The sequence below is a fragment of the Epilithonimonas sp. JDS genome, assembly GCF_021261315.1.
Lineage (GTDB): Bacteria > Bacteroidota > Bacteroidia > Flavobacteriales > Weeksellaceae > Epilithonimonas.
Genome location: NZ_JAJSAX010000008.1, coordinates 52,939 through 77,166, shown reverse-complemented (window position 1 = coordinate 77,166; position 24,228 = coordinate 52,939). Strand labels below are relative to the sequence as shown.

Sequence of the window (24,228 nt, the reverse complement as noted above, 5' to 3'; positions counted from 1 at the left end):
AGTCTTAAAAAAATCAATAGGTTCTGTTAATATAGTGTTAAATTTTTAACGCCTTGAGACTCAGGTCGATATTGCTAGAAGAATGGGTTAAAGCACCCGCAGAGATAAAATCTACACCAGTTTTCGCCACCGAATTTAACACATCACGTGTAATTCCGCCGGAAGCTTCGGTTTCTGTTTTTCCATTCACGATTTTTACCGCTTCTGTCATCATTTCCACGGGCATATTATCAAACATAATCCTGTCAGCGCCAGATTTTACAGCTTCTTCTACTTCTTTTAAGTTACGGGTCTCCACTTCAATCTTAAGTTTCAGTTTATTTTTTTTGACATAATCTTTCGCCATTTTCACAGCGTTGGTGATGCTTCCGTTGTAGTCGACGTGATTGTCCTTTAGCATTATCATATCGTACAATCCATATCTGTGATTGGTTCCGCCACCAATAGCAACGGCCCATTTTTCACAAACTCGGAAATTAGGCGTGGTTTTTCTAGTATCGAGAAGTTTTGTTTTGGTTCCTATTAATCGGGAATCCCAATCGTGCGTCATTGTTGCGATTCCACTCATTCTTTGCATACAATTCAGCACCAATCTTTCTGTTGATAGAATCGACCTTGCTTTTCCGGTAACAATGAAAGCAATATCACCTTTTTTAGCAGATTCTCCATCTTTGATGAAAACCTCAACTTTCAAATTCTTATCAAAATTCTTGAAAATAATTTCCGCCAATTCCACTCCAGCCAGAATGCAATTTTCTTTTACTATAAGTTGTGCTTTTTGCTCCAAATCTTTCGGAATCGTGGAAAGTGTAGAGTGGTCGCCGTTTTGGATGTCTTCTTCCAGAGCGGTTCTTATGAATTCCTTTAAAACTTTATCACTAGCGTACGCTGGTCTTTTCATTTTGTGTTGATGTTTTTATTAAGTTCATTTTCAATTTCTTCGATGCTTGGCAAGGAAGATTTAAAGTTATCTGGTAAGATTTTTCTTAATTCATAGGAAGAGATTCCCAAAGGTTTGTGCAAATCGGTCAAAGAATATTCTGCAATGATGTCGTCTTTCGTTTTACAAATAATCAATCCAACCGTCGCATTATCATTTTCGTCACGCAATTGCTTATCGACAGACGTGACATAAAAATTGAGTTTTCCTTCGTGCTCCGGCTCAAATTCTCCAGATTTCAGTTCGATGACGACGTATCTTTTTAATTTAATATGATAGAAAAGTAAATCTAAGAAAAAACTTTGGTTCCCAACTTTCATTTCTACCTGCTTCCCGACAAACGCAAATCCATTGCCCAATTCAATCAGGAATTTCTGGATATTATCAATCAAAGCATTTTCCAGTTCTCTCTCTTTGAAATTTTCACTTATATTAAGGAAATCGAAAATATAAGGGTCTTTCAAAGTTTGTTTTACCAGTTCGCTATCGTAGTCAGGAAGGGTTTTGGAAAAATTGGTAATTGCTTTTCCTTGAGATTGGTAGAGATTTCCAGAAATCATATTCAACAGAACCGCTCTGCTCCAACCGTTTTCTATGGTTTTATTAATGTAAAATATCGCTTCCTGTACGTTTTTACATTTCGTAAAAATCTGAATATGATGACCCCAAGGAATTAAAAAAAGTTTCTGAGGGAATTCGCCAACAAGTTGTTGCCGATTTTGATTTTCCTCACTTTTAAATTCTACAGCAACTTGCTGGAGATTTGAGTTATCATCACTTTTGAAATCGTTAACAAGTTGTTGCTGATTTGTAAGTTCTTGATAATAAAATAAATAGAATCTTTCAAAGAGTTTTATATTGCTCTCGGAGAAACCTTTAATCTTAGGAAATTCAGTTTTTAAATCATTGCTCAATTGCTTGAAAAATCCCGAACCATAAGTGTTCTCAAAACTTCTTTCCGAAATTTCCTTTCCCAAATCCCAATACATCTCTATCAAAGCAGAATTCACCTGAATGGCCGCTTTGATTTGACTTTGCTGGATTTTCTGTTTCAAATCTGAAATCCAACGGAAGTACTGTTCATTGTTTTCCTTAAGCATATTTCAGTTACTCATTAATCAAAAGCGGTTTCGTAGCCAAATCCTTATTGTAAAAAGCACCTTTATTCTCTTTCATTTCCAAAGATTGCTTGATAATCAAATAAGAAATATTCACAAGATTCCTCAATTCCGAAAGTTGTGGCGAAAGGATGGAGTAATTATAAAGTTCTGTCACAGCTTCGTAGATTTCGCGCTGTTTTTTCTTGGCCAATTCCAATCTCGCATTGCTTCTGACTATCGCAACCAAATCGCTCATCATTTCCTGAAGTTGCTTTCTGAGGTAGGTCACGAGAACCATTTCGTCCATCATTTTCATTCCCTCTTCATTCCATTCCGGAACAGCTTTTAGGTCATCGAAGTTGAAATCATTTTCTTTCAAAAGTTCCACCGTTTTCATCGCCGCGTTGTGGCCAAAAACCAAACCTTCCAATAAAGAATTTGAAGCTAAGCGATTCGCGCCGTGAAGTCCGGAATTGGTGCATTCTCCAACTGCGAAAAGATTTTTGATGGAAGATTGCCCGTTTTTATCCGTATCAATTCCGCCCATCAAGTAATGACAAGCCGGAACCACGGGAATCAACTCTTTCATCGGGTCGATGCCTTCATCCATACATTTTTTGTAGATATTCGGGAAGTGATGGATGAATTTTTCCTTGTCCATTTCTCGACAATCCAAGCCAACGTAATCGTCTCCGCTGATTTTCAATTCATTGTCAATGCCTCTTGCAACGATGTCACGGGAAGCCAATTCCTCTCGCTCATCATACTTTTGCATAAAAGGTTTGCCGGATTTTGTTCTCAGCTTTGCACCATCGCCACGAACGGCTTCGGAAATTAGAAACAACATTCCGTCACGTTTGGAATACATTGCTGTTGGATGAAACTGGTAGTACTGCATATTCGAAACCTTGCCGTGTGCTCTGTGAACAAAGGCAATTCCGTCTCCGGTCGCAATGATTGGATTGGTCGTGTTTTTATAAACGTGACCTGCGCCTCCGGTTGCAACCAGAGTTATTTTCGAAGTTATTTTCTTGATTTTTTTATTCTTTTCGTCAAGGACGTAAGCGCCGTAACAATCGAGGTTTTCCTTTTCGAATTTTTTGTTTGGAACGTGGTGTTGCGTAATCAAATCGATGACGTAATGATGCGCCAACATTTCGATATTGGGAGAATTGTTGACCGTTTCCAGAAGTGCTCTTTCAATTTCGAAACCTGTGATGTCTTTGTGATGCACGATTCGGTTTTCCGTGTGTCCGCCTTCTCGTCCGAGTGAATACTGACCTTTTTCTTGGTCAAATTTCGCGCCCCATTCCACGATTTCATTGAATCTGAGTGGCGCTTCTTCCACTACCATTCTCACGATTTCCGGGTCGTTGATGTAATCGCCGGCTCGCAACGTATCGTCTATATGTTTTTGAAAATTATCTTTGGAAAAATCTGTGACAACGGCCAATCCGCCTTGCGCATATTTTGTATTGCTCTCATCCTCATTGCCTTTTGTCACGATGATGATTTTTGTGTCTGGCAATTGTTCGGAGATTTTGATGGCGTAAGAAAGGCCTGAGATTCCGGAACCGATTACGAGAACGTCTGTTTTTATCATAAATAATAATTACTGCCCTCAAAAATATCTGAGGAAATTCAAAAGAATAAAGTTATAAGAATTTGATGAACTTATCCGCAGGTTTTCTCACTTTTTTGAAGTTTTGGAAATTATCATCTTCCGCTCTGTAACCTAAGGTCAGAACAACCGCGATTTTCTCACTTTCTTTATCGATTTTCAAAACGTCTTCCAAAATGTCTTGTCTGAAACCTTCCATCGGGCAACTGTCGATATTTTCCTGTGCCGAAGCCATTATCAAAGAACCAAGAACAATGTAACTCTGTTTCTCCGACCAGCTTTCCATTTCCTGAGAAGTCTGATTTTCCAATTGCGAATTGATATTATTTCTAAAAGCTACCAATTGTTCCAAAGTCACGCCTCGCTCATTAATAATATGACTGAAATAATTATCGACATATTCCTTATTGATATTGGTCTTCGAAACCAAAGCAATCAAATGAGAGCAAGTCGAAATCTGCGATGGATTGTAAAATGCCGGAATCAATTTCTGAATCGTCTCCTCATTCTCCACCACCAAAAGATGATAGGGCTGAAGTCCTTGTGAGCTGACTGACAATCTTCCAGCTTCCAAAATATTGTTCAGTTTTTCGGAGGAAATCTTTTTTCCGTTAAATCTTTTTACGGAATATCGCCAGTTAAGCGCTTCTAAATAATTCATATGCAGAAACTTATTGATTTTTAAAGGTCAGATGCAATCGCTTTTTTATCCATCGGTATTTAATTTTTCAAGTACAACGATTTCATATAACAAATATAAGGATTTGATTTTGGGTTTAGAATGATTTTAAATAATGGACAATTTTAAACCGATTTTTTTAAACCACTCAAAGAAAAGCCTTTATGATAAAGGATTTCCTAATATTTCCATTTAATCGATTTTAAATCAAATCATTAGCCAAGAAAGCCCTGAAACCAAAAAGTTATAAACATTAAGTACAATTGTGGGCAAAAGTGGTAAAATGTGGTAGAAATTTATATAAATTTGCTCCAAATGAAAAACTTCATTGGAACATACGAGTGTAAAATAGATGACAAAGGGCGCATCAAACTGCCTGCTTCACTTACGAAGCAGATGGAACACTTTGCAGATGAGCCATTTATCGTGAAGCGTTCGGTGTTTCAAAAATGTCTGGAAGTTTACCCGATGGAACCTTGGGACAGATTGATGGCAAAGATAAATGCACTCAATCGATTCGTCAAGAAAAATGCGGATTTCATCAGAATGTTTACCGCCGGTGTGAAAACTGTAGAAATGGACAACGTCGGTCGTTTGCAAATCAGCAAAGATTTGACGCAGTTTGCCAACCTCAACAAGGAAATCGTCATCACAAGTGCTGGCGAACTTTTCGAGATTTGGGACAAAGAATCGTACGAACAGGTTATCGCAGTAAGTGAAATTGATTTCGCAAACCTGGCAGAAGACGTAATGGGAAACCTGGACGAAATTAATAATCAAAATTTGTAAAAAGTATCAATGTAAAATGTATTCACGAATCCGAATCATTAATACGTAAATACTTTCGACATCAATACAAAAATCTAAAATATGTATCATAATCCAGTCTTGCTGAAACAAAGTGTAGATGGTCTGGTAACCAATCCGGACGGCATCTACGTGGACTGCACTTTCGGTGGTGGCGGACATTCCCGTGAGATTCTCAGCCGACTTTCGGACAAAGGGAAATTGTACGCTTTTGACCAAGATTTGGATGCTTTGAAGAATACGATTGACGACCCGAGATTTACTTTGATTAATCAGAATTTCAGGTTTTTGGAGAACTCATTGTTGGCTTACGGCGTGACAGGCGTTGATGGGATTTTGGCGGATTTGGGTGTTTCTTCCCATCAGTTTGATGAGGCGGAACGTGGATTTTCCATCAGAAGCAACGCGCCTCTGGATATGAGAATGAACGTCATGCAAGGTCTTGATGCAAAGAAAATCATCAATGAATATGAAGAGGAAGATTTGGCGAATGTGTTATATATTTATGGCGAACTGAGAGAATCCAGAAAGTTGGCTAGAGAAATCGTTCATCACAGAAAAACTAAAAAAATCAATACGACGGATGAATTGAAATCACTTTTCAGTTACATCCCAGCTTTTAAACAGAATAAATTCTTCGCTCAGATTTTTCAGGCAATTAGAATTGAAGTGAATCAGGAATTGGAAGTTTTGAAGGAATTATTGGTTCAATCTTACAAAGTTTTGAAACCGGAAGGCAGATTGGTAATGATTTCTTACCATTCGCTGGAAGACAGATTGGTAAAACGTTTCCTGAAAAACGGAATGTTTGAAGGTGAACCGGCAAGAGATATCTATGGGAATTACAAGAAAACTTTTGAATTGTTAAAGACAAAAGCTATCATTCCAGACGATAAAGAGATAGAAGAAAACTCACGCGCACGAAGCGCAAAAATGAGAATAGGAACGAAAATATAAATGATAAACGATAATTGATGAGCGATTACGTTTCATCTGATTATCATTTATCAATCATCATTTATCAATTATAAAATAAGTTGGCAAAATTAACTCAGAACAGACAGAAGAAATTAACTTTTATGGACATCATAAAAGGGAATTTTCTTAATAGGGATGAAGTAAGAGCGCATTATAAATATTTCCTGTTCATTTTCGGATTGTTGCTAGTGATGATTTATACAAACCACCACGTTAACACAAAAATTGAAACGGTTAATAAACTGAAAGAAGAAACAGAGGAATACAAATCCAGAAATGCTTACGCACAAAGCAGACTGATAAAAATAAGAATGGAATCCGAGCTGGGAAAAGAAATGGTAGAGGATTCACTGGTAAGTTTGGACAGCCATCCACTCAAATTATTGATAAAATTAGACAGTACAAATGAGAAGTCAGAATAACGATTACGAAAAGAAACGAGGCAACGCACTCAAGTGGGGCTACCTTTTTGTTTTAGGGGCCTTCGTTTTGTTTGTAGTGTTTTTGGGTAGAATTTTGGTTCTTCAGAATACCAATGTTCAGGAGTTTGAGGATAATTACATCAGCAAAAACTACCGCGAAGCCAAACTGAAAGCGGCGCGTGGAAATCTCTACGCATCAGACGGTTCCATCTTGGCGACGACGGTGATGCGTTATGATGTTTACCTGGATTTCAAGTCGATGAGAGACACGATTTATTCCAATAATGTAGCGGCATTGACCGATTCTCTCAGCAAAATGTTCGACAAGCCGAGAAGTTATTTCAGAGCAAAATTAGACGCCCAAAATACGAAGAACAATCAATATTATCTCTTGGCAAAAGGCCTTGACTTCGATGAATACGACAGAATCCGCAATTTCCCAATCTTTAATAAAGGGAAAAATAAAGGCGGTTTCATCGTGGAAAGAAATTTCCACCGCGAGTTGGCAACTGTTCAAATTGGTTCAGGAACAATTGGCGCTGATAATGGCGAATCAAAATCAGGATTGGAAGGCGCCTTTAGTAAATTTTTAACTGGAATCGATGGAAAAAGATTAGAGCAAAGAATTAATTCATCCCAATGGAAACCAATTGATTACTGGAAAGTTCAGGAACCAATTGATGGTCAGGATGTTTATACAACTTTGGATTTGAGAATTCAGGATATTGCGCATTCGGCTTTGGAAAATCAACTGATAAAATTTGACGCAGACCACGGAAGTGTTGTTGTGATGGAAGTGGCAACGGGAAAGGTGAAAGCTATGGTCAACCTGAGAAGAACCGAGCCGGGAATGTATGTTGATGCTTACAATTACACCGTAAAAGATGCGCAGGAGCCAGGTTCGACTTTCAAAACCGTGTCACTTTTGGCAGCGATGGATGATGGTTTCATTGATGAAAATACGAAAGTCAACATCGGAAACGGAATCTGGAATTACGCCGGACAAAGAATTACCGATGGTCACGGCGGCGGAACTTATGATGTGAGTGATGTTTTGGCAAAATCCAGCAATGTTGGCGCGGCGAAATTAATCACAGCACATTATGCAGACAAGCCGGAAGTTTTCATTGATCATTTGAAACGCTGGAAAATGTTTGATAAAATGCAGATCGAATTACCCGGAATTGCAAAACCATCCATCCAGACACCTCAGAGCAAAAGATGGAATAAAGCAACATTGGCTTCTTTGGCTTACGGTTATTCATCAAGTTTTCCATTGTTACAATTGGTCACGTTCTATAACGGAATTGCCAACAAAGGCAAAATGGTAAAACCACTTTTCATTGATAAAATAATGAAAGACGGAAACACTCTATACGAAGCGAAACCGGAAGTAATGGTCAAAAAAATGGCATCGGACAAAGCGATCCAAATGATGACAAGTGCTTTGACCAAAGCTGTTGAGAAAGGAACCGCGAAAAGTATTTATACACCAAATTTAAAAATCGCAGGGAAAACAGGAACCGCCAGGATTTTATATTGGTTGCCTGGACCGATGCGTTATCAGGCTTCGTTTGCTGGATTTTATCCTTCGGACAATCCGAAATATACTTGTTTTGTAGTAGTCAATCAGCCAGATACATCAAAAGGATTTTATGGAGGCTCGGTTTCAGCGCCGGTTTTCAAAGAGATTGCAGGTAAGACATTTTTGAAAACACCTTTAAATGTTGAGAAAGAAATGTTGGTGGAGCATAAAGTCAACCTCAACAAAATGGTTGTTCCAAGTGTGAAACTGAATGTCAGAAAAGATTCAATGCCAAATGTGGTTGGAATGATCGGTAAAAATATTATTCCGCAATTGGAAAATATGGGTTACAGGGTTGATTATAAAGGTGTTGGTAAAATAAAGGGTCAGTTTCCAGCAGAAGGCGCTTACATCGGAAAGAATCAGAGAATATATCTGGAACTTCAGAATTAAAATTAATAGAAAGTCTTGAAAAGACGATTTAATAAAGGATAGGATAAAATCCTATTAATGAATATGAATTTAGAAAAATTATTACAAAGAATCCAGGTTTTGGAAACAATCGGAACTCTCGAAAGAGAAGTGTCGGAATTGGCTTTCGACAGCAGAAAAGTTGTTGAAGATTCTTTGTATGTAGCGTTGAAAGGAACAGTTTCCGACGGACATTCTTACATCAATTCTTCCATCGAGAAAGGTGCGAAAGTGATTGTTTGTGAAGAATTGCCTGCTGAAATTAATGACGAGGTAACTTACATTAAACTTGAGGATTCTTCAAAAGCACTAGGGCATTTGGCTTCTAACTTTTACGGAAATCCTTCAGAAAAATTACAATTAATCGGTGTTACCGGAACCAACGGAAAAACGACGGTAACGACTTTGTTGTTTGATATTTTCAGAACGTTGGGATATCAATCGGCTTTGATTTCGACTGTTGAATATAGAATCGGAGACGAAATTATTCCTTCAACTCACACAACGCCAGACGTCATCAGATTAAATCAAATGTTGGCGAAAGCTGTCGAAATCGGTTGTGAATATGCTTTTATGGAAGTCAGTTCTCACGGGATTTCTCAAAATAGAACGGAAGGTTTACACTTCAAAGTGGCTGGTTTTACGAACATCACGCACGACCATTTGGATTATCACAAGACTTTCCAAAATTACATCTACGCAAAGAAAAGATTCTTTGACGAGTTGGAAGATTCGGCGGTTGCCATCACGAATGCTGATGACAAAAACGGTTCGGTAATGCTTCAAAATACAAAAGCGAAAAAGAAAACCTTCGCTTTGAAAACAATGGCAGATTTCCACGGAAAAGTGCTGGAAGTGGATTTCAACGGAATGTTGCTGAACTTTAATAATAAAGAATTCTGGACAACTTTGACGGGGAAATTCAACGCTTCAAATCTACTTTTAGCTTACGGAATTGCCTTAGAATTAGGAATGAACGAAGATGAGGTTTTGCAGGCGATTTCTGTTCTTCAACGAGTGAACGGACGTTTCGAAACGATAAAATCCAATGGCGGAATTTTCTTCGTGGTTGATTATTCTCACACGCCGGATGCCTTGGAAAATGTGTTGGACAGCATCAATGAAATCAGGACCAAAAACGAAAGATTGATTTGTGTTTTCGGTTGCGGAGGCGACAGAGACAAAACCAAACGTCCGGAAATGGGTGACATTGCTACCAAAAAATCGACTTTGGCAATCATCACTTCGGACAATCCGAGAACGGAAGACCCAGCGCAAATCATAAAAGAAATCGAAGCTGGAATCCAGCCTCAGAATTTCAGCAAATACACTTCGATTCCAGACAGAAGAGAAGCGATAAAAATGGCCATCAAGTTTGCTGAGCCAAAGGATATCGTCGTAGTTGCAGGAAAAGGCCACGAAACGTATCAGGAAATCAACGGCGTGAAACATCATTTTGATGATAAAGAGACGATTAGAGAACTATTACAATTAATGGGAAAATAAGAAAATATGCTGTATTATCTCTACGAATATTTGACCGCTCACGGAATCCACGTTCCAGGGATGAACTTGTTTAAGTACATTTCGTTCCGCGCGGCGATGGCAGTTTTGTTTTCGCTGATTATTGCGATGGCTTACGGGAAAAAGATAATCAATTACCTCAGAAAAAAGCAAATGGGGGAATTGGTGAGAGATCTTGGTCTGGAAGGTCAAAAGCAGAAAGAAGGAACACCTACAATGGGTGGTTTGATCATTATTTTGGCAACCATCATTCCGGTTTTACTGTTTACCAGAATCACCAACGTTTACATCGTTCTTTTGATTATCTCAGTTTTGTGGATGGGCGCAATTGGTTTTCTTGATGATTATTTGAAAAAAGTTAAAAAGAATAAAGATGGATTAAGTGGGAAATTTAAAGTAATCGGACAGGTTGGTTTAGGCTTAATTGTCGGAGTTACAATGTATTTCCACCCCGATATTGAGGTTAAGAGAAAGTATGCAGACGCAACGGTTATCAATAGAAACAATGTGGAACAAAACTTTATGGATGAGGAAAAAATTCCTGTCTCTACGGTTCCATTTACAAAGAATAATGAATTTGATTATAGTGGAATTCTTTTCTGGATGGATGATGCAAAAGCACACGAATGGGCTTGGATAGTTTTCATTCCAATTGTAATTTTCATTGTAACAGCTGTTTCCAACGGCGCCAATATCGCCGACGGAATTGACGGTTTAGCAGCCGGAACCAGCGTCGTCATTTTGCTTACGTTGGCATTTTTCGCTTATGTTTCAGGAAATATCATTTTCGCAGATTATCTGAATATTATGTTCCTGCCGCATATGGGAGAGACGACTATTTTTGCCCTCGCTTTGGTCGGAGCAGTGATTGGATTTTTCTGGTACAATACTTATCCAGCACAGGTCTTTATGGGTGATACAGGAAGTTTGATGTTGGGTGGAGTGATTGCAGTTTTGGCAATTATTCTTAGAAAAGAATTATTGATTCCAGTTTTGTGCGGAGTTTTCCTGATAGAACTTTTATCCGTCATCTTACAGGTTTGGGTCTTCAAATACAGAAAGAGAAAATACGGGCTGGAATATGCTCAGAACAATAGATTATTCAAAATGTCACCGCTTCACCACCATTATCAGAAAGAAGGTTTCCACGAAAGTAAAATCGTAAACAGAATGATAATCTTAGGCGTAATGCTGGCTATTATTTGCTTAATCACTTTAAAAACGAGGTAACTTTAAATTAAACAATTGAGAAATTAAGGAATTAAGAAATTACAAAATCTCTTAATCTTTAAATCTCTTAATCAATTACAAATGAGAGTAGTAATACTTGGTGGCGGAGAAAGCGGTGTTGGCGCAGCATATTTGGCGAAGGCTAAAGGCTTTGACGTGTTCCTTTCGGATATGGGAATGATTCGTGAGAACTACAAAAAGGAGCTGGACGAACTGGGCGTTGATTATGAAGACGGAAAACATTCTGAAGAAAAAATCCTGAATGCCGACTGGATTATCAAAAGCCCCGGAATTCCGAAAAAAGCCGAGATGATTTTAAAGATTCAGGAAAAAGGAATCAGATTGTCTTCTGAGATTGAATTTGCTTCAGAATTTACAGATGCGAAAATTATTGCCATCACAGGAAGCAACGGGAAAACCACCACGACTTCTTTGATTTATTATATTTTAAAAGAAGACGGGTTCAATGTTGGTTTGGGTGGAAACATCGGAAAAAGCTTTGCCAAGCAAGTTGCTGAGGAGAATTTCGATTACTATGTTTTGGAAGTGAGTAGTTTCCAATTGGATGACATTCAAAACTTTAGACCTTATATTTCATTGTTGTTGAATTTGTCTAAGGACCATCTGGACCAGTACAATTACAATTATGAAGAATATGCCTTAGCTAAATTCAGAATTGCTGAAAATCAGGAAGCTAACAACTTTTTCATCTATAATAAAGATGACGAAATGAGCAAGTTAATCCTAGGAAAACTCGATTTGAAAGTAACCAAAGTGCCTTTCTCATTGAACGAAAGATTAGAAAAAGGAGCATTTTCGATTGATGAAAATTTCGTAGTCAATATCAACGATGGCTTCACAATGAACATCGACGAATTGTCCTTGTTGGGAAAACATAATGTTGCCAACAGCCTGGCGGCAAGTATCGCTGGTAAATTATTGGAAATCAGCAATCAAAGTATTAGAAATTCATTGATGACTTTCCAGGCGGTTGAACACAGATTGGAACCCGTTTCCGAAATCAACGGCGTGAAATTCATCAATGACAGCAAGGCAACGAACGTGAATGCAACTTATTTCGCTTTGGAAAGTATGAAACAACCTGTCGTTTGGATTGTCGGCGGAAAAGACAAAGGAAACGATTATACGGAAATAGAAGATTTAGTTAAAAGAAAAGTGAAGGCAATTGTCTGCTTAGGAATTGATAATCAGAAAATTATCGATTTTTTCAAAGGCAAGAAAACACAGATTTATGACACTTCCAGTATGCAACAAGCAGTAGAAGTTTCCAAATCGGTGGCAGAGAAAGGAGACATCGTTTTGTTGTCGCCTTGTTGCGCAAGTTTTGATTTGTTCAATGGTTACGAAGACCGAGGCAATCAATTCAAAAATGAAGTATTAAAAAGCGAAAAGCCAATGGCTATCAGCTAATTGTAAAATAAAATGGAACAAACGACAGACAACAAATTCGAGCTGCTGAAAGGAGACAAGGTCCTTTGGTCGGTGATCATTTTGATCTCCCTGCTTTCGGTATTTCCGGTTTATTCCGCAAGTTCGAATCTGGAATATATTGTGAATAACGGGACCACAACAGGTCACGTTTTGAAGCATATCATTTTCGTATTGATCGGTCTGGGAATTATGCGTTTTGTAGGAACTGTGAAGTACGAATATATTGGTAAACTGAGTTCCATATTACTTTTATTTACAATTGGATTGCTGTTGGTCACGATGTTCACTGGACAAAAAATCGAAGGTGCGAGTGCATCACGTTGGCTCAAGATCCCGGGAACACCGATTTCGTTTCAGCCGTCATCCTTCGCATATTTGATGTTGATCATTTACCTCTGCAGATATTTGACCAAGAAAATCAAGAGAGAAAGATTACCGATTGAGAACATATTCTATATTTTCGGACCAATATTAATTGTATTCGGATTGGTTGCAAAAGACAACGGTTCCACAGCTTTGATGATTCTGATGGTTTCCATCGCCATCTTGATTGTAGGACAATTGGCTTGGCAGTATGTTGCAGGATTTATCTCATTGTCCGTGGTGTTTGTGGTGATGTTTCTACTCGTCGCACTCAATACGAATATGATTGGCGGAAACCGTGTCCATACGTGGATGAGCCGTATCGAAACCTTTACCAGTTCCAAGAAAAATGCAGACGTCGAGGACGAAAGTATCAAGGCAAAAAATTATCAGGTGATGCAAGCCAAAGCAGCGATTGTTCACGGTGGCTTCAACGGAATTGGACCCGGGAAAAGTGCTTTGAAACAGACTTTGCCACAATCGGTTTCGGATTTTATTTTCGCAATCATTGTGGAAGAATATGGTTGGATTGGCGCTTTTGTTTTGATAAGCCTTTATATGATAATGATAATCAGAATCGTAATGATTGCCAGTAAGATGCCTGCGTTCTTCGGCTCGTTGCTGGTGCTGGCGATTGGCTTGATGATTTTCATTCAGCTCACAGTGAATATTGCGGTGGCCGTGAATCTAATTCCGGTTACTGGTCAGCCTTTACCGTTGATAAGTTATGGAGGAACATCGATGTTGGTGACCTACATTCAGCTGGGAATTATTCTTAATGTAAGTTCCAGAATTCAGGTTTATGATGAAGAAGGTTTGGGCAAAAGACAAAGTTTGGAAGAAATAAATGACATAGCTTAAAGTTGGAAGACGGAAGTCCGAAGATGGAAGCCAATTGAGTTCCAGAGGAACGAAAGATTTATCAGCGTTGGAATTTATTCCAATGAAAATGAGCAAGAAGGAATTTATTCCAACGAAATTGAAAAAAATGAACGAAAAACTGAAAATATTATTAAGTGGTGGCGGAACAGGTGGACACATCTTCCCGGCAGTTGCGATTGCTCAGGAAATCCAGAAAAGATTTCCCGATGCTGAGTTTTTGTTCATTGGTGCCAGCGGAAAAATGGAAATGGAAAAAGTGCCTCAGGCCGGATTCAAAATCGAAGGTTTGAACATCGCCGGATTCGACAGAGGAAATCTTCTCAAGAATCTCGGACTTCCATTAAAAGTGATTTCAAGTTTGTTGAAAGCTAAAAGAATCATCAAAGATTTCAAACCGGATTTTGCGGTTGGAACGGGTGGTTTTGCAAGTGGCCCAGCATTGTACATCGCTGCGAAAGTGGGAATTCCAACTTTCATTCAGGAACAGAATTCCTTACCTGGAAAGACCAATGTTTTCAATGCCAAAAAAGCGAAAGCTGTTTTCACGGCTTATCCGGATATGGAGAAATTCTTCTCAGGAACTAAAACTTATTTCTTAGGAAATCCAATCCGTCAAAACATCATCACAGATTTCATGGACAAAGATTTGGCTAAGGAAAAATTAGGCTTGGATAAAAATAAATTAACAATTCTCTCAGTCGGTGGTTCACTCGGTTCCAGAACTTTGAACAACGGTTGGAAGGATAATTTAGATAAATTAAAAGAAAGAGATTACCAACTCATCTGGCAAACTGGAAAAACAGATTTTGCGGAGATAACTTCCAGCATCCAACCTCCAGCTTCCATCCAGATTAAGGAATTTATCTCCGATATGGCATTGGCTTATTCGGCGGCAGATGTGATAGTTTCCAGAGCAGGCGCAAATGCGATTTCGGAATTGGCTGTTGCGAAAAAACCGGTTTTATTGGTACCGTTTCCGTTTGCTGCAGAAGACCATCAAACCAAAAATGCTTTGACCTTGGTTGAGAAAAATGCGGCGAGAATGGTCAAAGATTCTGAGATGAAGGATAAATTCTGGAACACGCTTTCCGAGATTTGTGAGAATGAGAATCTGAGAAATAAAATGTCAAAAAATCTGGAGTTTTTTGCAAAGCCAAAAGCAGCGGAAGGAATTGTGGATGAGATAATTAAAAATGTAAAAAGTAAAATGTAGAAAGTACATTGTACAATATACTTTCTACATTAATACAACAAATAAAAAAATGAGCATCTTAAATAAATATCAAAACTTCTATTTCATCGGCATCGGTGGGATTGGGATGAGCGCGCTCGCGAGATTTTTTCAGGCGAACGGCAAAAACGTTTTGGGCTATGACAAAACACCAACGAAACTGACGGCTCAACTCGGTTTTGAAGGGATTGATATTTCATTTGAAGATGTGATAGATGAGAAAATCGTAGCATTCGACAAAGAGGAAACTTTGGTGATTTACACGCCAGCAATCAAAAAATTAGCGATTCTGGATCATTTCGCTAGCGAAAGTTTTGAGATTTTGAAGCGTGCGAAAGTTCTTGGTTTAATAACCGAAAACACAGATTGCATCTCTGTTGCAGGAACACACGGAAAGACGACAACTTCCACTTTGATTGCGCATTTGTGCAAGGAAGCCAATCTTCCGTCATCCGCATTTTTAGGTGGAATTTCTGAGAATTTCAAATCGAATTTTGATTATAACGGAAACGAGTTTTCTGTAGTTGAAGCCGATGAATACGACAGAAGTTTCCTGAATCTTTCACCAGATTGGGCTGTTGTAACGTCGATAGATGCAGACCATTTGGATATCTATGGCGATAGAGTTCAGATTGAAGATGGATTCAGACAATTTGCGTCCTTGGTTCCGAATGATAATCAGTTGTTTGTGAGAAAAGGAATTGCGATTGGACGAGATCATTTGACTTACGCGGTGAACGAGGAAGCAGATTATTACTCCGATAACTTGAGAATGGACCACGATAAAATCTACTTCGATTTCCACACGCCAACGGAAGAAATCAATGATTTTGTCTGGGAAATTCCAGGAATTCACAATGTTGAAAATGCAACGGTCGCTTTGGCAATTCTCAGCAATTTAGGCGTTGATTTCGAAACTTTGAAGAATGCAATCGCGAGTTTCAAAGGCATCAAGAGAAGATATACGAAGCACATTTTCGACAACGGAAAAATTTATATCGATGATTACGCGCATCATCCAACAGAACTAAATGCCGTAATTGGTTCCATAAAAACCTTCTATCCGACCAAGAAATTGTTGGTGGTTTTCCAACCGCATTTGTTCAGCAGAACGAGAGATTTTGCGGAAGATTTTGCAAGAAGTCTGGAAAAAGCTGATAACCTATTGCTTTTGGACATTTATCCGGCAAGGGAACTTCAGGAAAATTACGAAGGGATCACCTCAGCGTGGTTATCGGACAAAATTGAAATTGACAACAAGAAAGTCTGCACATTACAGGAGACTTTTGAATTGATAAAAGAAAAGGAATTCGACATCCTTTTGACGGTCGGAGCAGGAAACATCGATACGCTTTATGACGGCATCGTGGAATGGCTTCCGAGTTTAGAAATTGTAAAAAAGTATTAACGTAAAATGTATTAATGACTTCCATCGTGAATACGTGAATACATTTTACATAAATACAACAAATAAAAAAATGAAGAACAAGTGGAGAATATTGAAGATACTCGTGACAGTGGTCCTTTTTGGATTTCTGCTCAGTTTCTCATTGAAGCGTTTCAACGATGCTAAGATGGAAAACGTGTCTATCAATATGAACCAAGGCAAAACGCCGGTTTATTTTGTGGATGAAAAAGACATCAAAGAATTGGTGAAACAATACAATCCGACGAGAAAAATAGGTGACATCAACATTCCGGAATTGGAGAAGAAAATCAATCTGATTCCTTTTGTGGACAGCGCCAATGTTTATCTTAATCTGAATGGAAATTTGAATGTGGACATCAAACAAAGAGTTCCAGCTTTCAGATTGAATAAGGACGGAAAAGATTTCTATGTCGATAAAAAAGGCGTTGAGTTTCCGATTTCGAAAAACTTCTCACTGCCAAGTATGTTGGTAATGGGCGACGTGAAACCTTCGGAATATGAAGCGTTGGGAGACCTAATTGAGAAGATTGACAAAGATGATTTCAGCAAAAAATATTTCATCGGAATCACTAAGGAAAAAGAGGATTACAATCTCTTGACCAGCGATGGAAATTACAAAGTTGAAATCGGCGACCTCGATAATATCGATTTAAAGGTAAGAAGTTTTAAAACCTTTGTTGAGAAATATCTTGTGGACCAGAATACGCAGAAGTACAAGAAGATTTCATTGAAATACGATAATCAGATTGTCACAACGCTGAATCCTTATTTCAAAGAAAATGACAGCATTCTAAAAAATGCACCAAAAATTGAGTTAAAGACGGAAGATGGAAGTCAGAAACTGGAAGCGAAAAAGTCGGAATCCAAACCAGAAGTAAAAAAACCAGAACCGAAAAAAGAGATTAAGAAAGCAGAACCCAAAAAGGAAACTGCAAAACCGAAAAAAGTAGAGAAAAAGCCGGAAGCGAAAAAAGTTTCTACCAAGAAAAAAGAAACCGCTTCCAAAACAAATGATAAAAAGAAAAAAACAAAAGTAGTTGTAGAATAAGAAAAAGTCCCATCGGGACGACAAATATTACAGGATAGGGTTTCAACCCTATCAATTGTAGAATAAGAAAAAGTCCCATCGGGACGGAAGATATAATAGCATAGGGTTTCAACCCTATGAACAATAAGAAAAATCAAATCGAACATATAATGGAAAATCAAGAGTATTCAGTAGGTCTGGACATTGGGACAACCAAGATTGTCGCCATTGTCGGAAGACGAAACGCTCACGGGAAAATTGAAATTCTGGGCGTTGGAAAAGCAAAAAGTTTAGGCGTTCACAAAGGAATTGTCAATAATATTTCCCAAACCATCAACTCCATCAAGTCCGCTGTGGCAGAAGCACAGTCCAGCGCTGGTGTGCCTATCACCAAAGTGACGGTCGGAATTGCTGGCAAACATATCCGTTCGCTTCAGCATTCGGATTATATTATGAGAGACCATCCGGACCAGTACATTACGGAGGAAGATATCGAGAAACTAAAAGACCAGGTGAAGAAGTTGGTGATGCTTCCGGGTGAAGAAATCATCCACGTTTTACCTCAGGATTATAAAGTGGATTCCGAAGGCGAAATCCAGGAGCCAGTCGGGATGCACGGCAAAAGATTGGAAGCCAATTTCCACGTGGTGGTGGGACAAATGGGTTCTATCAGAAACATTGCGAGATGCGTTCGTGAAGCCGGTTTGGAAATGGAAGCCTTGACTTTGGAACCTTTGGCATCGTCCGAAGCAGTTCTTACAAAAGAAGAAAAAGAAGCAGGTGTTGCCATCGTAGATATCGGCGGTGGAACAACGGATATTGCGATTTTCAAAGACAACATCATTCGTCATACTTGCGTGATTCCTTACGGTGGTGGGATTATTACCGATGATATCAAGGAAGGATGTTCAATCATCGAGAAACACGCGGAGCAACTGAAAGTGAAATTCGGGTCGTCTGTTCCTGAATTGGAAAAAGACAGCACTTATGTGACAATTCCAGGATTGCACGGTCGTCCGGACAAAGAAATTTCGTTGAAAGTTTTGGCTCAAATCATCAATGCAAGGGTTGAAGAAATTCTTGAGATGGTGAATACCGAATTGAAAGCTTACGGCGCATTCGAACAAAAGAAAAAACTGATTGCCGGAATCGTTTTGACAGGCGGTGGTTCCAATTTGAGAAACCTTCGTCAATTAGCGAACTACACCACAGGCTTCGACAGCAGAATTGGTTTTGCTAATGAATATGTGGCAAACGACAAAAATCAATATTTGAAAGGTCCGGAATTTGCAACTTCCATCGGTTTGTTAATGGAAAGTTTGAAAATCCGAGACAAGAAAATGCTGGTGACAGAAGAAGAAATCATTGAAGAATTGAAACCTCAAATCGAAAACGCAATCCAAGCGCAGACTCAGACTCAATCTCAGGAAGTCCAAACGCCTCAGGTTCAGAATGACATCGTAGAGATTGCGAAACACAAAGCAGAAGTGAAGAAAAACCGACCAACCTTCGGACAATCACTGATGGACAAAGTCAAAAAATTCTTTGAAGAAGTAGAAGATTAAAAAACATAAATGATAATTGATAAACGATGACTGATTCATCACTTATCATTTATCAATCATCAACTATAAAAAACATACCATTATGGACAATATATCAAATACACAAGGTTTTTCCTTTGACCTACCAAAAGGGAATTCTGCCATCATCAAAGTGATTGGTGTTGGTGGCGGTGGAAACAACGCTTTGAAGCATATGTACGAGAAAGGGATTTACGGCGTAGATTTCGTAATCTGTAATACCGATGCACAGACTTTGGACAACAATCCGGTTTCTAACAAAGTTCAGCTAGGAATCTCAATGACAGAAGGTCTTGGCGCAGGTGCTGACCCAGAAGTTGGAGAGAAAGCGGCGATTGAAAGCATCGACGAAATCAAAGCGGCGATGGGACAAAACACCAAGATGGTTTTCATCACTGCCGGAATGGGCGGTGGAACGGGAACCGGTGCGGCGCCTGTGATTGCAAAGGTAGCGAAGGAAATGGGAATCCTGACTGTAGGAATCGTAACCGTGCCTTTTAGTTTTGAAGGAAAAAGAAGATTGGACCAAGCTGAATTGGGCCTTGATAAATTAAGAAATAATGTTGATTCCCTGATTGTCATCAATAATGATAAATTAAGACAACAATTCGGAAATCTTGGTTTCAAACAAGGTTTTTCCAAGGCCGATGAAGTTTTGACCAACGCGGCGAAAGGAATGGCAGAGGTGATTACAGGTTATTTCGATGTCAATATCGATTTCCGTGATGCAAAATCTGTCCTTCAGAATTCCGGAACAGCATTGATGTCAACCGGCGTTGCAACCGGCGAGAAAAAAGCGGAAGAAGCAGTGAAAAAAGCATTGGATTCTCCATTGTTGAATGACAACAAAATCACGGGAGCGAAAAACGTTCTATTGTTGATTAGAAGCGGTGTTTCTGAGGTGACGATGGACGAAATCGGTGTGATTATGGACTACATTCAAAAAGAAGCTGGCCACACGGCTGATATTATTTTTGGAGTTGGAACAGATGAGGAATTGGGCGATGCAGTAAGCGTTTTGGTTATCGCAACAGGATTTTCTAACGATGATAAAAAGCACACAGGAACCACTGAAACAATTAAATATTCTTTGGACGACAGACCAAATTCGTTTTCAAGAAACAGAGAATCCCCTTTCAAAAGCAGACTTCAGGAAGAGTCAAAACCTCAGCCTGAATCCGGAAAGAACTTTTTTCGTCTAGAAGATGAGGATGATTTCGGAACGTCTAATTTTCCAACTAATTCTTTAGTAGAAAGTTTGGTGGAAGAAGTGCAGACTGAAACTCAAATCATCGAGAACGAGGAAATCGTAGATTATTCTAATGATTACAACGATGGAAAACAGGAGTACAATCTTTTCAATTTTGAAGATGATGCAAATGACGACTTCGATTTGGAGCCGCAATCTTTCACTTTCGAAGTAGAGGACAAGCCAAAAGCGTCTTTCAAAACTGAGGAAGTAGAAAAACCGGTTGAAGTTACTTTCACCATCAACGAATCTCCAGCGGAAGAGGAATTTCCTGTCATCGAAAAGCAAGTGATTTCCGAAGTTAAGGAAGAAATCGTAAACGAGGTTATCGAAGAAAAAATCGAGGAGCCAAAAGCTAACAATTATTCTTTCACATCAGAAGTAAAAGAAGAAATCGTAGAAGAAAAACAAGCTGAACCAATTCAGGAAACTGAAGGCGAATTCACTTTCTTCAACAAAACTTCCGACACCGCTTCCAAAGCAATGGACAGAAGAAACAAGTTGAAAGAATTCAATTCCCGTTACCAGCAATTGGACAACGAGAACGTTTTCGAAACAGTTCCGGCGTTCAAAAGAAAGAACATCATCATCGATGGCGCCAACGCATCAGACCAGAATATCAACACATTTTTGTCGGATAATAATGGAAATATGCAACTAAGAGAAAATCGTTTTCTTAATAAAGATGTAGATTAAAAATTGTACAAGTGTATTGACGTAAAATGTATTAACGATTAAAAGTTACATGCATTTTCAGTCATAAATACATTAATACTTTTTACATTAATACAAAAATTATGAGTTTAGAACTTACCATAAACGACGCGATAAAAACCGCAATGAGAGAGAAGGACAGAGTTGCTCTGGATTCTCTACGTGCTGTGAAAGCACAAATATTATTGCTGAAAACAGAATCGATTGGAGCGGAAGTTTCAGCAGAGCAGGAAATTGCAATTTTGCAAAGAATGATCAAGCAAAGAAAGGATTCCTACGACCAATTTACGGCTCAGGGAAGAACGGACCTTGCGGAAGTAGAAGAAGCACAATCCAAAGTGATTGAGAAGTTTCTTCCACAACAGCTTACTGCAGAAGAATTGGAATCGGAAATCAAGAAAATCATTTCTGAAACCGGCGCAGAAAGTATTAAGGATTTAGGAAAAGTAATGGGCATTGCTTCTAAGGCATTAGCTGGAAAATCAGACGGAAAGAGCATTTCCGAAATGGTGAAGAAGTTACTTTCTTAAAAGTTGTTGTTGGTTGATAGTTGTCAGTTGATAGTAATATTTTTCTATCAACAATCAACTAAAAACTAACAACCAAAAACTGGATATACAAAATATGCATATCGATTTGATTTGAACCCAAAGTCTTAGGATTTTGGGTTTTTTATTTGATTAAATTTTTGATGAAATTAAGACAAAATGGCTCAATAGATTTTCGGAATGGTTTTAATAGAATGAAAGATGAGCCAAGCAAAATAATTATGATTAAATTTGCAACTCAAACGAAACTTTGAACGTTAAACTTTTAAACAAATCAATTATGTATCCAGCAGATTTAGTATTGCCAATGAAGGCAGAACTTACAGATAAAGGTTTCCAAGACCTTACAACACCAGCAGAAGTTGACTCGGCACTTAAACAATCGGGAACAACTTTATTAGTTATCAATTCCGTTTGCGGATGTGCGGCAGGAGCGGCAAGACCAGGCGTTTTGTACTCTTTGACAGGCGAGAAGAAGCCTGACCATTTGGTAACAGCTTTTGCGGGATTTGATACGGATGCAGTCGCTGAAGCAAGAAGATTGCTGGCGCCCTTTCCTCCAAGTTCTCCAGCTGTAGCACTTTTCAAGGATGGAGAATTGGTGCATATGTTAGAGAGACATCACATCGAAGGAAATCCTGCAGGCGCAATCGCTGCGAATCTTCAAGCGGCTTTCGACGAATATTGTTAAGAATAAAAAACCAAAATAGAAATATTTTGGTTTTTTTTATGACTATAGATAAAAATCACCTTTTATAGTTTTTATTATTTTTTAAATTTGCAAAAAAGTAAAGAAAGAATGTCAGATCATCAAGCCAGTTATCTATTTTCAACAAGGACCAGCCACGAGTTGGCAGAAAAGATTGCCAAAAGCTACGGGCAAACACTTGGAATCATTAATTTTCAACATTTCAGCGACGGAGAATTCGAGCCTGTGTTGGAGCAATCTGTGAGAGGAGCGCGCGTTTTCCTTATTGCATCTACCTTTCCACCAGCGGACAATCTTTTGGAATTATTATTAATGATAGATGCTGCAAAAAGAGCGTCAGCCAAAAATATCACAGTTGTTATTCCTTACTATGGTTTGGCAAGACAAGACAGAAAGGATAAACCAAGAGCACCAATAGGCGCAAAATTGGTTGCCAATCTTTTGACTGCAGCCGGAGCGACCAGAATTATGACAATGGATCTCCACGCCGATCAGATCCAAGGTTTCTTTGAGATTCCAGTGGATCACCTTTATGCTTCCACAATTTTTGTAGATTACATCAGAAATCTGAATTTAGAAAATCTTACCATCGCTTCACCGGATATGGGTGGTGCAAAGAGAGCTAAGAATTATGCTGGACATTTGGGAGCCGATGTTGTAATCGCTTATAAAGAAAGAAAAAAAGCCAATGTGATAGAAGAAATGTTCCTGATTGGTGACGTTAAAAATAAAAATGTAATTCTTATCGATGATATGATCGATACAGCAGGAACGCTTTGCAAAGCTGCTGATATCCTGATGGAAAAAGGAGCAAAATCTGTGAGAGCGATGGCAACACACGGGGTTCTTTCCGGTAAAGCGTATGAGAATATAGAAAACTCAAAATTATTGGAAGTGATTGTGACAGATTCTATTCCTTTGAAGGAAGGATTATCATCAAAAATCAGAGTATTGTCTTGCGCAGATTTGTTTGCAGATGTGATGAAAATGGTTCACGAGCACAAATCCATCAGTGATAAGTTCATTATTTAAAAAAAATTAATACCTTTGCACCCTTAAAATAATTTTATACAAAATGAAATCTATTACAATTCAAGGTACAAAAAGAGAAAGCGTGGGCAAAAAGTCTACTAAAGCTTTACGTGATGCTGAATTAGTTCCTTGTGTTGTTTACGGAGGTGGCGAGCCATTGAACTTCTCTGCATTGGAGAAAGCGTTCAAAGGTTTGGTATATACTCCCGAAGCACACACGGTATCTATTGAAGTTGACGGACAGGTAATTCCTGCAGTTCTTCAAGATATTCAGTTCCACCCAATTACGGACAAGATTATCCACGCAGACTTCTACAGATTATCTGATGACAAACCAGTAGTTATGGAAGTTCCTGTAAGAGTTACAGGTCGTTCTAAAGGTGTAGTTGCCGGTGGTGTTCTAAGACAGACTTACAGAAAACTAAAAGTAAAAGCTATCCCAGCTAACTTGCCAGATGAGATCGTAGTTGATATTACTTCTCTTAAAATTGGTAACAAATTCTATGTAGAAAGTCTTAAAAATGACAAGTATTCATTCATGCACCCAGACAATGCAGTAATTGTTGCTGTTAAAATGTCTAGAAATGCTAGTAAAAATGCTGCTGCAGCTATGGATGATGACGATGAAGAAGAAGTAACTGAAGGTGGAGCAGAAGCTGCTACTGAAGAAACTTCTGCAGAGTAATTAATTATCTGTACGAATAATATCAAA

21 protein-coding genes are annotated in these 24,228 nt (G+C 38.6%); 17 read left to right on the top strand and 4 right to left on the bottom strand.

Annotated features, from left to right (window positions below; genetic code table 11):
- Positions 1–37: 37 nt before the first annotated feature.
- From nadC to LUD75_RS17165, 4 genes are read right to left on the bottom strand one after another with little or no spacing between them, the layout of a single operon-like run.
- Positions 38–901, bottom strand: a complete 864-nt coding sequence (nadC, locus tag LUD75_RS17180; RefSeq protein ID WP_232707040.1) for a carboxylating nicotinate-nucleotide diphosphorylase — start codon at positions 899–901, stop codon at positions 38–40.
- The gene (locus LUD75_RS17175) at positions 898–2,040 is read right to left on the bottom strand and encodes a PDDEXK nuclease domain-containing protein (protein WP_232707039.1); all 1,143 of its coding nucleotides are present in this window, start codon (positions 2,038–2,040) and stop codon (positions 898–900) included. The genes nadC and LUD75_RS17175 overlap by 4 nt, the downstream gene beginning before the upstream one ends.
- Positions 2,041–2,047: 7 nt before the next feature.
- Positions 2,048–3,643 carry an L-aspartate oxidase gene (gene nadB / locus LUD75_RS17170; RefSeq protein WP_232707038.1) on the bottom strand — a complete coding sequence of 532 codons (1,596 nt, stop codon included), beginning with the start codon at positions 3,641–3,643 and terminating at the stop codon, positions 2,048–2,050.
- A 52-nt stretch (positions 3,644–3,695) separates the two neighbouring features.
- Positions 3,696–4,322: an NAD(P)H-dependent oxidoreductase gene (locus LUD75_RS17165; protein WP_232707037.1), complete on the bottom strand. Its 627-nt coding sequence runs from the start codon at positions 4,320–4,322 to the stop codon at positions 3,696–3,698.
- Positions 4,323–4,655: 333 nt separating this feature from the next.
- Here LUD75_RS17165 and mraZ point away from each other — a divergent pair, with 333 nt between their 5' ends.
- The 17 genes from mraZ (at position 4,656) to LUD75_RS17080 (ending at position 24,201) form a co-directional block, all read left to right on the top strand.
- A complete protein-coding gene (gene mraZ / locus LUD75_RS17160) occupies positions 4,656–5,129 on the top strand; it encodes a division/cell wall cluster transcriptional repressor MraZ (RefSeq protein ID WP_232707036.1) in 474 nt (157 codons plus the stop codon).
- Positions 5,130–5,210: 81 nt separating this feature from the next.
- Positions 5,211–6,104 carry a 16S rRNA (cytosine(1402)-N(4))-methyltransferase RsmH gene (rsmH, locus tag LUD75_RS17155; protein ID WP_232707035.1) on the top strand — a complete coding sequence of 298 codons (894 nt, stop codon included), beginning with the start codon at positions 5,211–5,213 and terminating at the stop codon, positions 6,102–6,104.
- Between the two features lie 122 nt (positions 6,105–6,226).
- The gene (locus LUD75_RS17150) at positions 6,227–6,547 is read left to right on the top strand and encodes an FtsL-like putative cell division protein (RefSeq protein WP_232707034.1); all 321 of its coding nucleotides are present in this window, start codon (positions 6,227–6,229) and stop codon (positions 6,545–6,547) included.
- Positions 6,531–8,525 (top strand): penicillin-binding transpeptidase domain-containing protein, encoded by a 1,995-nt coding sequence (locus LUD75_RS17145; protein WP_232707033.1) that lies wholly within the window; start codon positions 6,531–6,533, stop codon positions 8,523–8,525. The genes LUD75_RS17150 and LUD75_RS17145 overlap by 17 nt, the downstream gene beginning before the upstream one ends.
- 63 nt (positions 8,526–8,588) lie before the next feature.
- On the top strand, positions 8,589–10,049 hold the full coding sequence (locus tag LUD75_RS17140) for a UDP-N-acetylmuramoyl-L-alanyl-D-glutamate--2,6-diaminopimelate ligase (protein WP_232707085.1): 1,461 nt from the start codon (positions 8,589–8,591) through the stop codon (positions 10,047–10,049).
- A gap of 6 nt (positions 10,050–10,055) precedes the next feature.
- On the top strand, positions 10,056–11,297 hold the full coding sequence (gene mraY / locus LUD75_RS17135; protein WP_232707032.1) for a phospho-N-acetylmuramoyl-pentapeptide-transferase: 1,242 nt from the start codon (positions 10,056–10,058) through the stop codon (positions 11,295–11,297).
- Between the two features lie 81 nt (positions 11,298–11,378).
- On the top strand, positions 11,379–12,728 hold the full coding sequence (murD, locus tag LUD75_RS17130; RefSeq protein ID WP_232707031.1) for a UDP-N-acetylmuramoyl-L-alanine--D-glutamate ligase: 1,350 nt from the start codon (positions 11,379–11,381) through the stop codon (positions 12,726–12,728).
- Between the two features lie 12 nt (positions 12,729–12,740).
- The gene (locus LUD75_RS17125; protein ID WP_232707030.1) at positions 12,741–13,973 is read left to right on the top strand and encodes an FtsW/RodA/SpoVE family cell cycle protein; all 1,233 of its coding nucleotides are present in this window, start codon (positions 12,741–12,743) and stop codon (positions 13,971–13,973) included.
- A 127-nt stretch (positions 13,974–14,100) separates the two neighbouring features.
- Positions 14,101–15,207: an undecaprenyldiphospho-muramoylpentapeptide beta-N-acetylglucosaminyltransferase gene (gene murG, locus LUD75_RS17120; protein ID WP_232707084.1), complete on the top strand. Its 1,107-nt coding sequence runs from the start codon at positions 14,101–14,103 to the stop codon at positions 15,205–15,207.
- Between the two features lie 49 nt (positions 15,208–15,256).
- Entirely contained in the window at positions 15,257–16,633 is a 1,377-nt protein-coding gene (murC, locus tag LUD75_RS17115) for a UDP-N-acetylmuramate--L-alanine ligase (RefSeq protein ID WP_232707029.1), read from the top strand.
- Positions 16,634–16,703: 70 nt separating this feature from the next.
- Complete coding sequence (locus LUD75_RS17110; protein WP_232707028.1) at positions 16,704–17,702, top strand: cell division protein FtsQ; 999 nt, start codon at positions 16,704–16,706, stop codon at positions 17,700–17,702.
- Between the two features lie 149 nt (positions 17,703–17,851).
- Positions 17,852–19,246: a cell division protein FtsA gene (gene ftsA, locus LUD75_RS17105; protein ID WP_232707027.1), complete on the top strand. Its 1,395-nt coding sequence runs from the start codon at positions 17,852–17,854 to the stop codon at positions 19,244–19,246.
- An 82-nt stretch (positions 19,247–19,328) separates the two neighbouring features.
- Positions 19,329–21,209 (top strand): cell division protein FtsZ, encoded by a 1,881-nt coding sequence (ftsZ, locus tag LUD75_RS17100; RefSeq protein WP_232707026.1) that lies wholly within the window; start codon positions 19,329–19,331, stop codon positions 21,207–21,209.
- A 101-nt stretch (positions 21,210–21,310) separates the two neighbouring features.
- Positions 21,311–21,757, top strand: a complete 447-nt coding sequence (locus tag LUD75_RS17095) for a GatB/YqeY domain-containing protein (RefSeq protein ID WP_232707025.1) — start codon at positions 21,311–21,313, stop codon at positions 21,755–21,757.
- A gap of 298 nt (positions 21,758–22,055) precedes the next feature.
- On the top strand, positions 22,056–22,466 hold the full coding sequence (locus LUD75_RS17090; protein ID WP_034963849.1) for a BrxA/BrxB family bacilliredoxin: 411 nt from the start codon (positions 22,056–22,058) through the stop codon (positions 22,464–22,466).
- 108 nt (positions 22,467–22,574) lie between these two features.
- A complete protein-coding gene (locus LUD75_RS17085) occupies positions 22,575–23,516 on the top strand; it encodes a ribose-phosphate pyrophosphokinase (RefSeq protein ID WP_232707024.1) in 942 nt (313 codons plus the stop codon).
- Between the two features lie 43 nt (positions 23,517–23,559).
- Positions 23,560–24,201 carry a 50S ribosomal protein L25/general stress protein Ctc gene (locus tag LUD75_RS17080; protein ID WP_232707023.1) on the top strand — a complete coding sequence of 214 codons (642 nt, stop codon included), beginning with the start codon at positions 23,560–23,562 and terminating at the stop codon, positions 24,199–24,201.
- The last annotated feature ends 27 nt before the right edge of the window (positions 24,202–24,228 follow it).

Bases quoted from the DNA above. Each gene is read 5' to 3' on its own strand.
- nadC (WP_232707040.1), bottom strand. From the start codon at position 901: ATGAAAAGACCAGCGTACGCTAGTGATAAAGTTTTAAAGGAATTCATA.
- LUD75_RS17175 (WP_232707039.1), bottom strand. From the start codon at position 2,040: ATGCTTAAGGAAAACAATGAACAGTACTTCCGTTGGATTTCAGATTTG.
- nadB (WP_232707038.1), bottom strand. From the start codon at position 3,643: ATGATAAAAACAGACGTTCTCGTAATCGGTTCCGGAATCTCAGGCCTT.
- LUD75_RS17165 (WP_232707037.1), bottom strand. From the start codon at position 4,322: ATGAATTATTTAGAAGCGCTTAACTGGCGATATTCCGTAAAAAGATTT.
- mraZ (WP_232707036.1), top strand. From the start codon at position 4,656: ATGAAAAACTTCATTGGAACATACGAGTGTAAAATAGATGACAAAGGG.
- rsmH (WP_232707035.1), top strand. From the start codon at position 5,211: ATGTATCATAATCCAGTCTTGCTGAAACAAAGTGTAGATGGTCTGGTA.
- LUD75_RS17150 (WP_232707034.1), top strand. From the start codon at position 6,227: ATGGACATCATAAAAGGGAATTTTCTTAATAGGGATGAAGTAAGAGCG.
- LUD75_RS17145 (WP_232707033.1), top strand. From the start codon at position 6,531: ATGAGAAGTCAGAATAACGATTACGAAAAGAAACGAGGCAACGCACTC.
- LUD75_RS17140 (WP_232707085.1), top strand. From the start codon at position 8,589: ATGAATTTAGAAAAATTATTACAAAGAATCCAGGTTTTGGAAACAATC.
- mraY (WP_232707032.1), top strand. From the start codon at position 10,056: ATGCTGTATTATCTCTACGAATATTTGACCGCTCACGGAATCCACGTT.
- murD (WP_232707031.1), top strand. From the start codon at position 11,379: ATGAGAGTAGTAATACTTGGTGGCGGAGAAAGCGGTGTTGGCGCAGCA.
- LUD75_RS17125 (WP_232707030.1), top strand. From the start codon at position 12,741: ATGGAACAAACGACAGACAACAAATTCGAGCTGCTGAAAGGAGACAAG.
- murG (WP_232707084.1), top strand. From the start codon at position 14,101: ATGAACGAAAAACTGAAAATATTATTAAGTGGTGGCGGAACAGGTGGA.
- murC (WP_232707029.1), top strand. From the start codon at position 15,257: ATGAGCATCTTAAATAAATATCAAAACTTCTATTTCATCGGCATCGGT.
- LUD75_RS17110 (WP_232707028.1), top strand. From the start codon at position 16,704: ATGAAGAACAAGTGGAGAATATTGAAGATACTCGTGACAGTGGTCCTT.
- ftsA (WP_232707027.1), top strand. From the start codon at position 17,852: ATGGAAAATCAAGAGTATTCAGTAGGTCTGGACATTGGGACAACCAAG.
- ftsZ (WP_232707026.1), top strand. From the start codon at position 19,329: ATGGACAATATATCAAATACACAAGGTTTTTCCTTTGACCTACCAAAA.
- LUD75_RS17095 (WP_232707025.1), top strand. From the start codon at position 21,311: ATGAGTTTAGAACTTACCATAAACGACGCGATAAAAACCGCAATGAGA.
- LUD75_RS17090 (WP_034963849.1), top strand. From the start codon at position 22,056: ATGTATCCAGCAGATTTAGTATTGCCAATGAAGGCAGAACTTACAGAT.
- LUD75_RS17085 (WP_232707024.1), top strand. From the start codon at position 22,575: ATGTCAGATCATCAAGCCAGTTATCTATTTTCAACAAGGACCAGCCAC.
- LUD75_RS17080 (WP_232707023.1), top strand. From the start codon at position 23,560: ATGAAATCTATTACAATTCAAGGTACAAAAAGAGAAAGCGTGGGCAAA.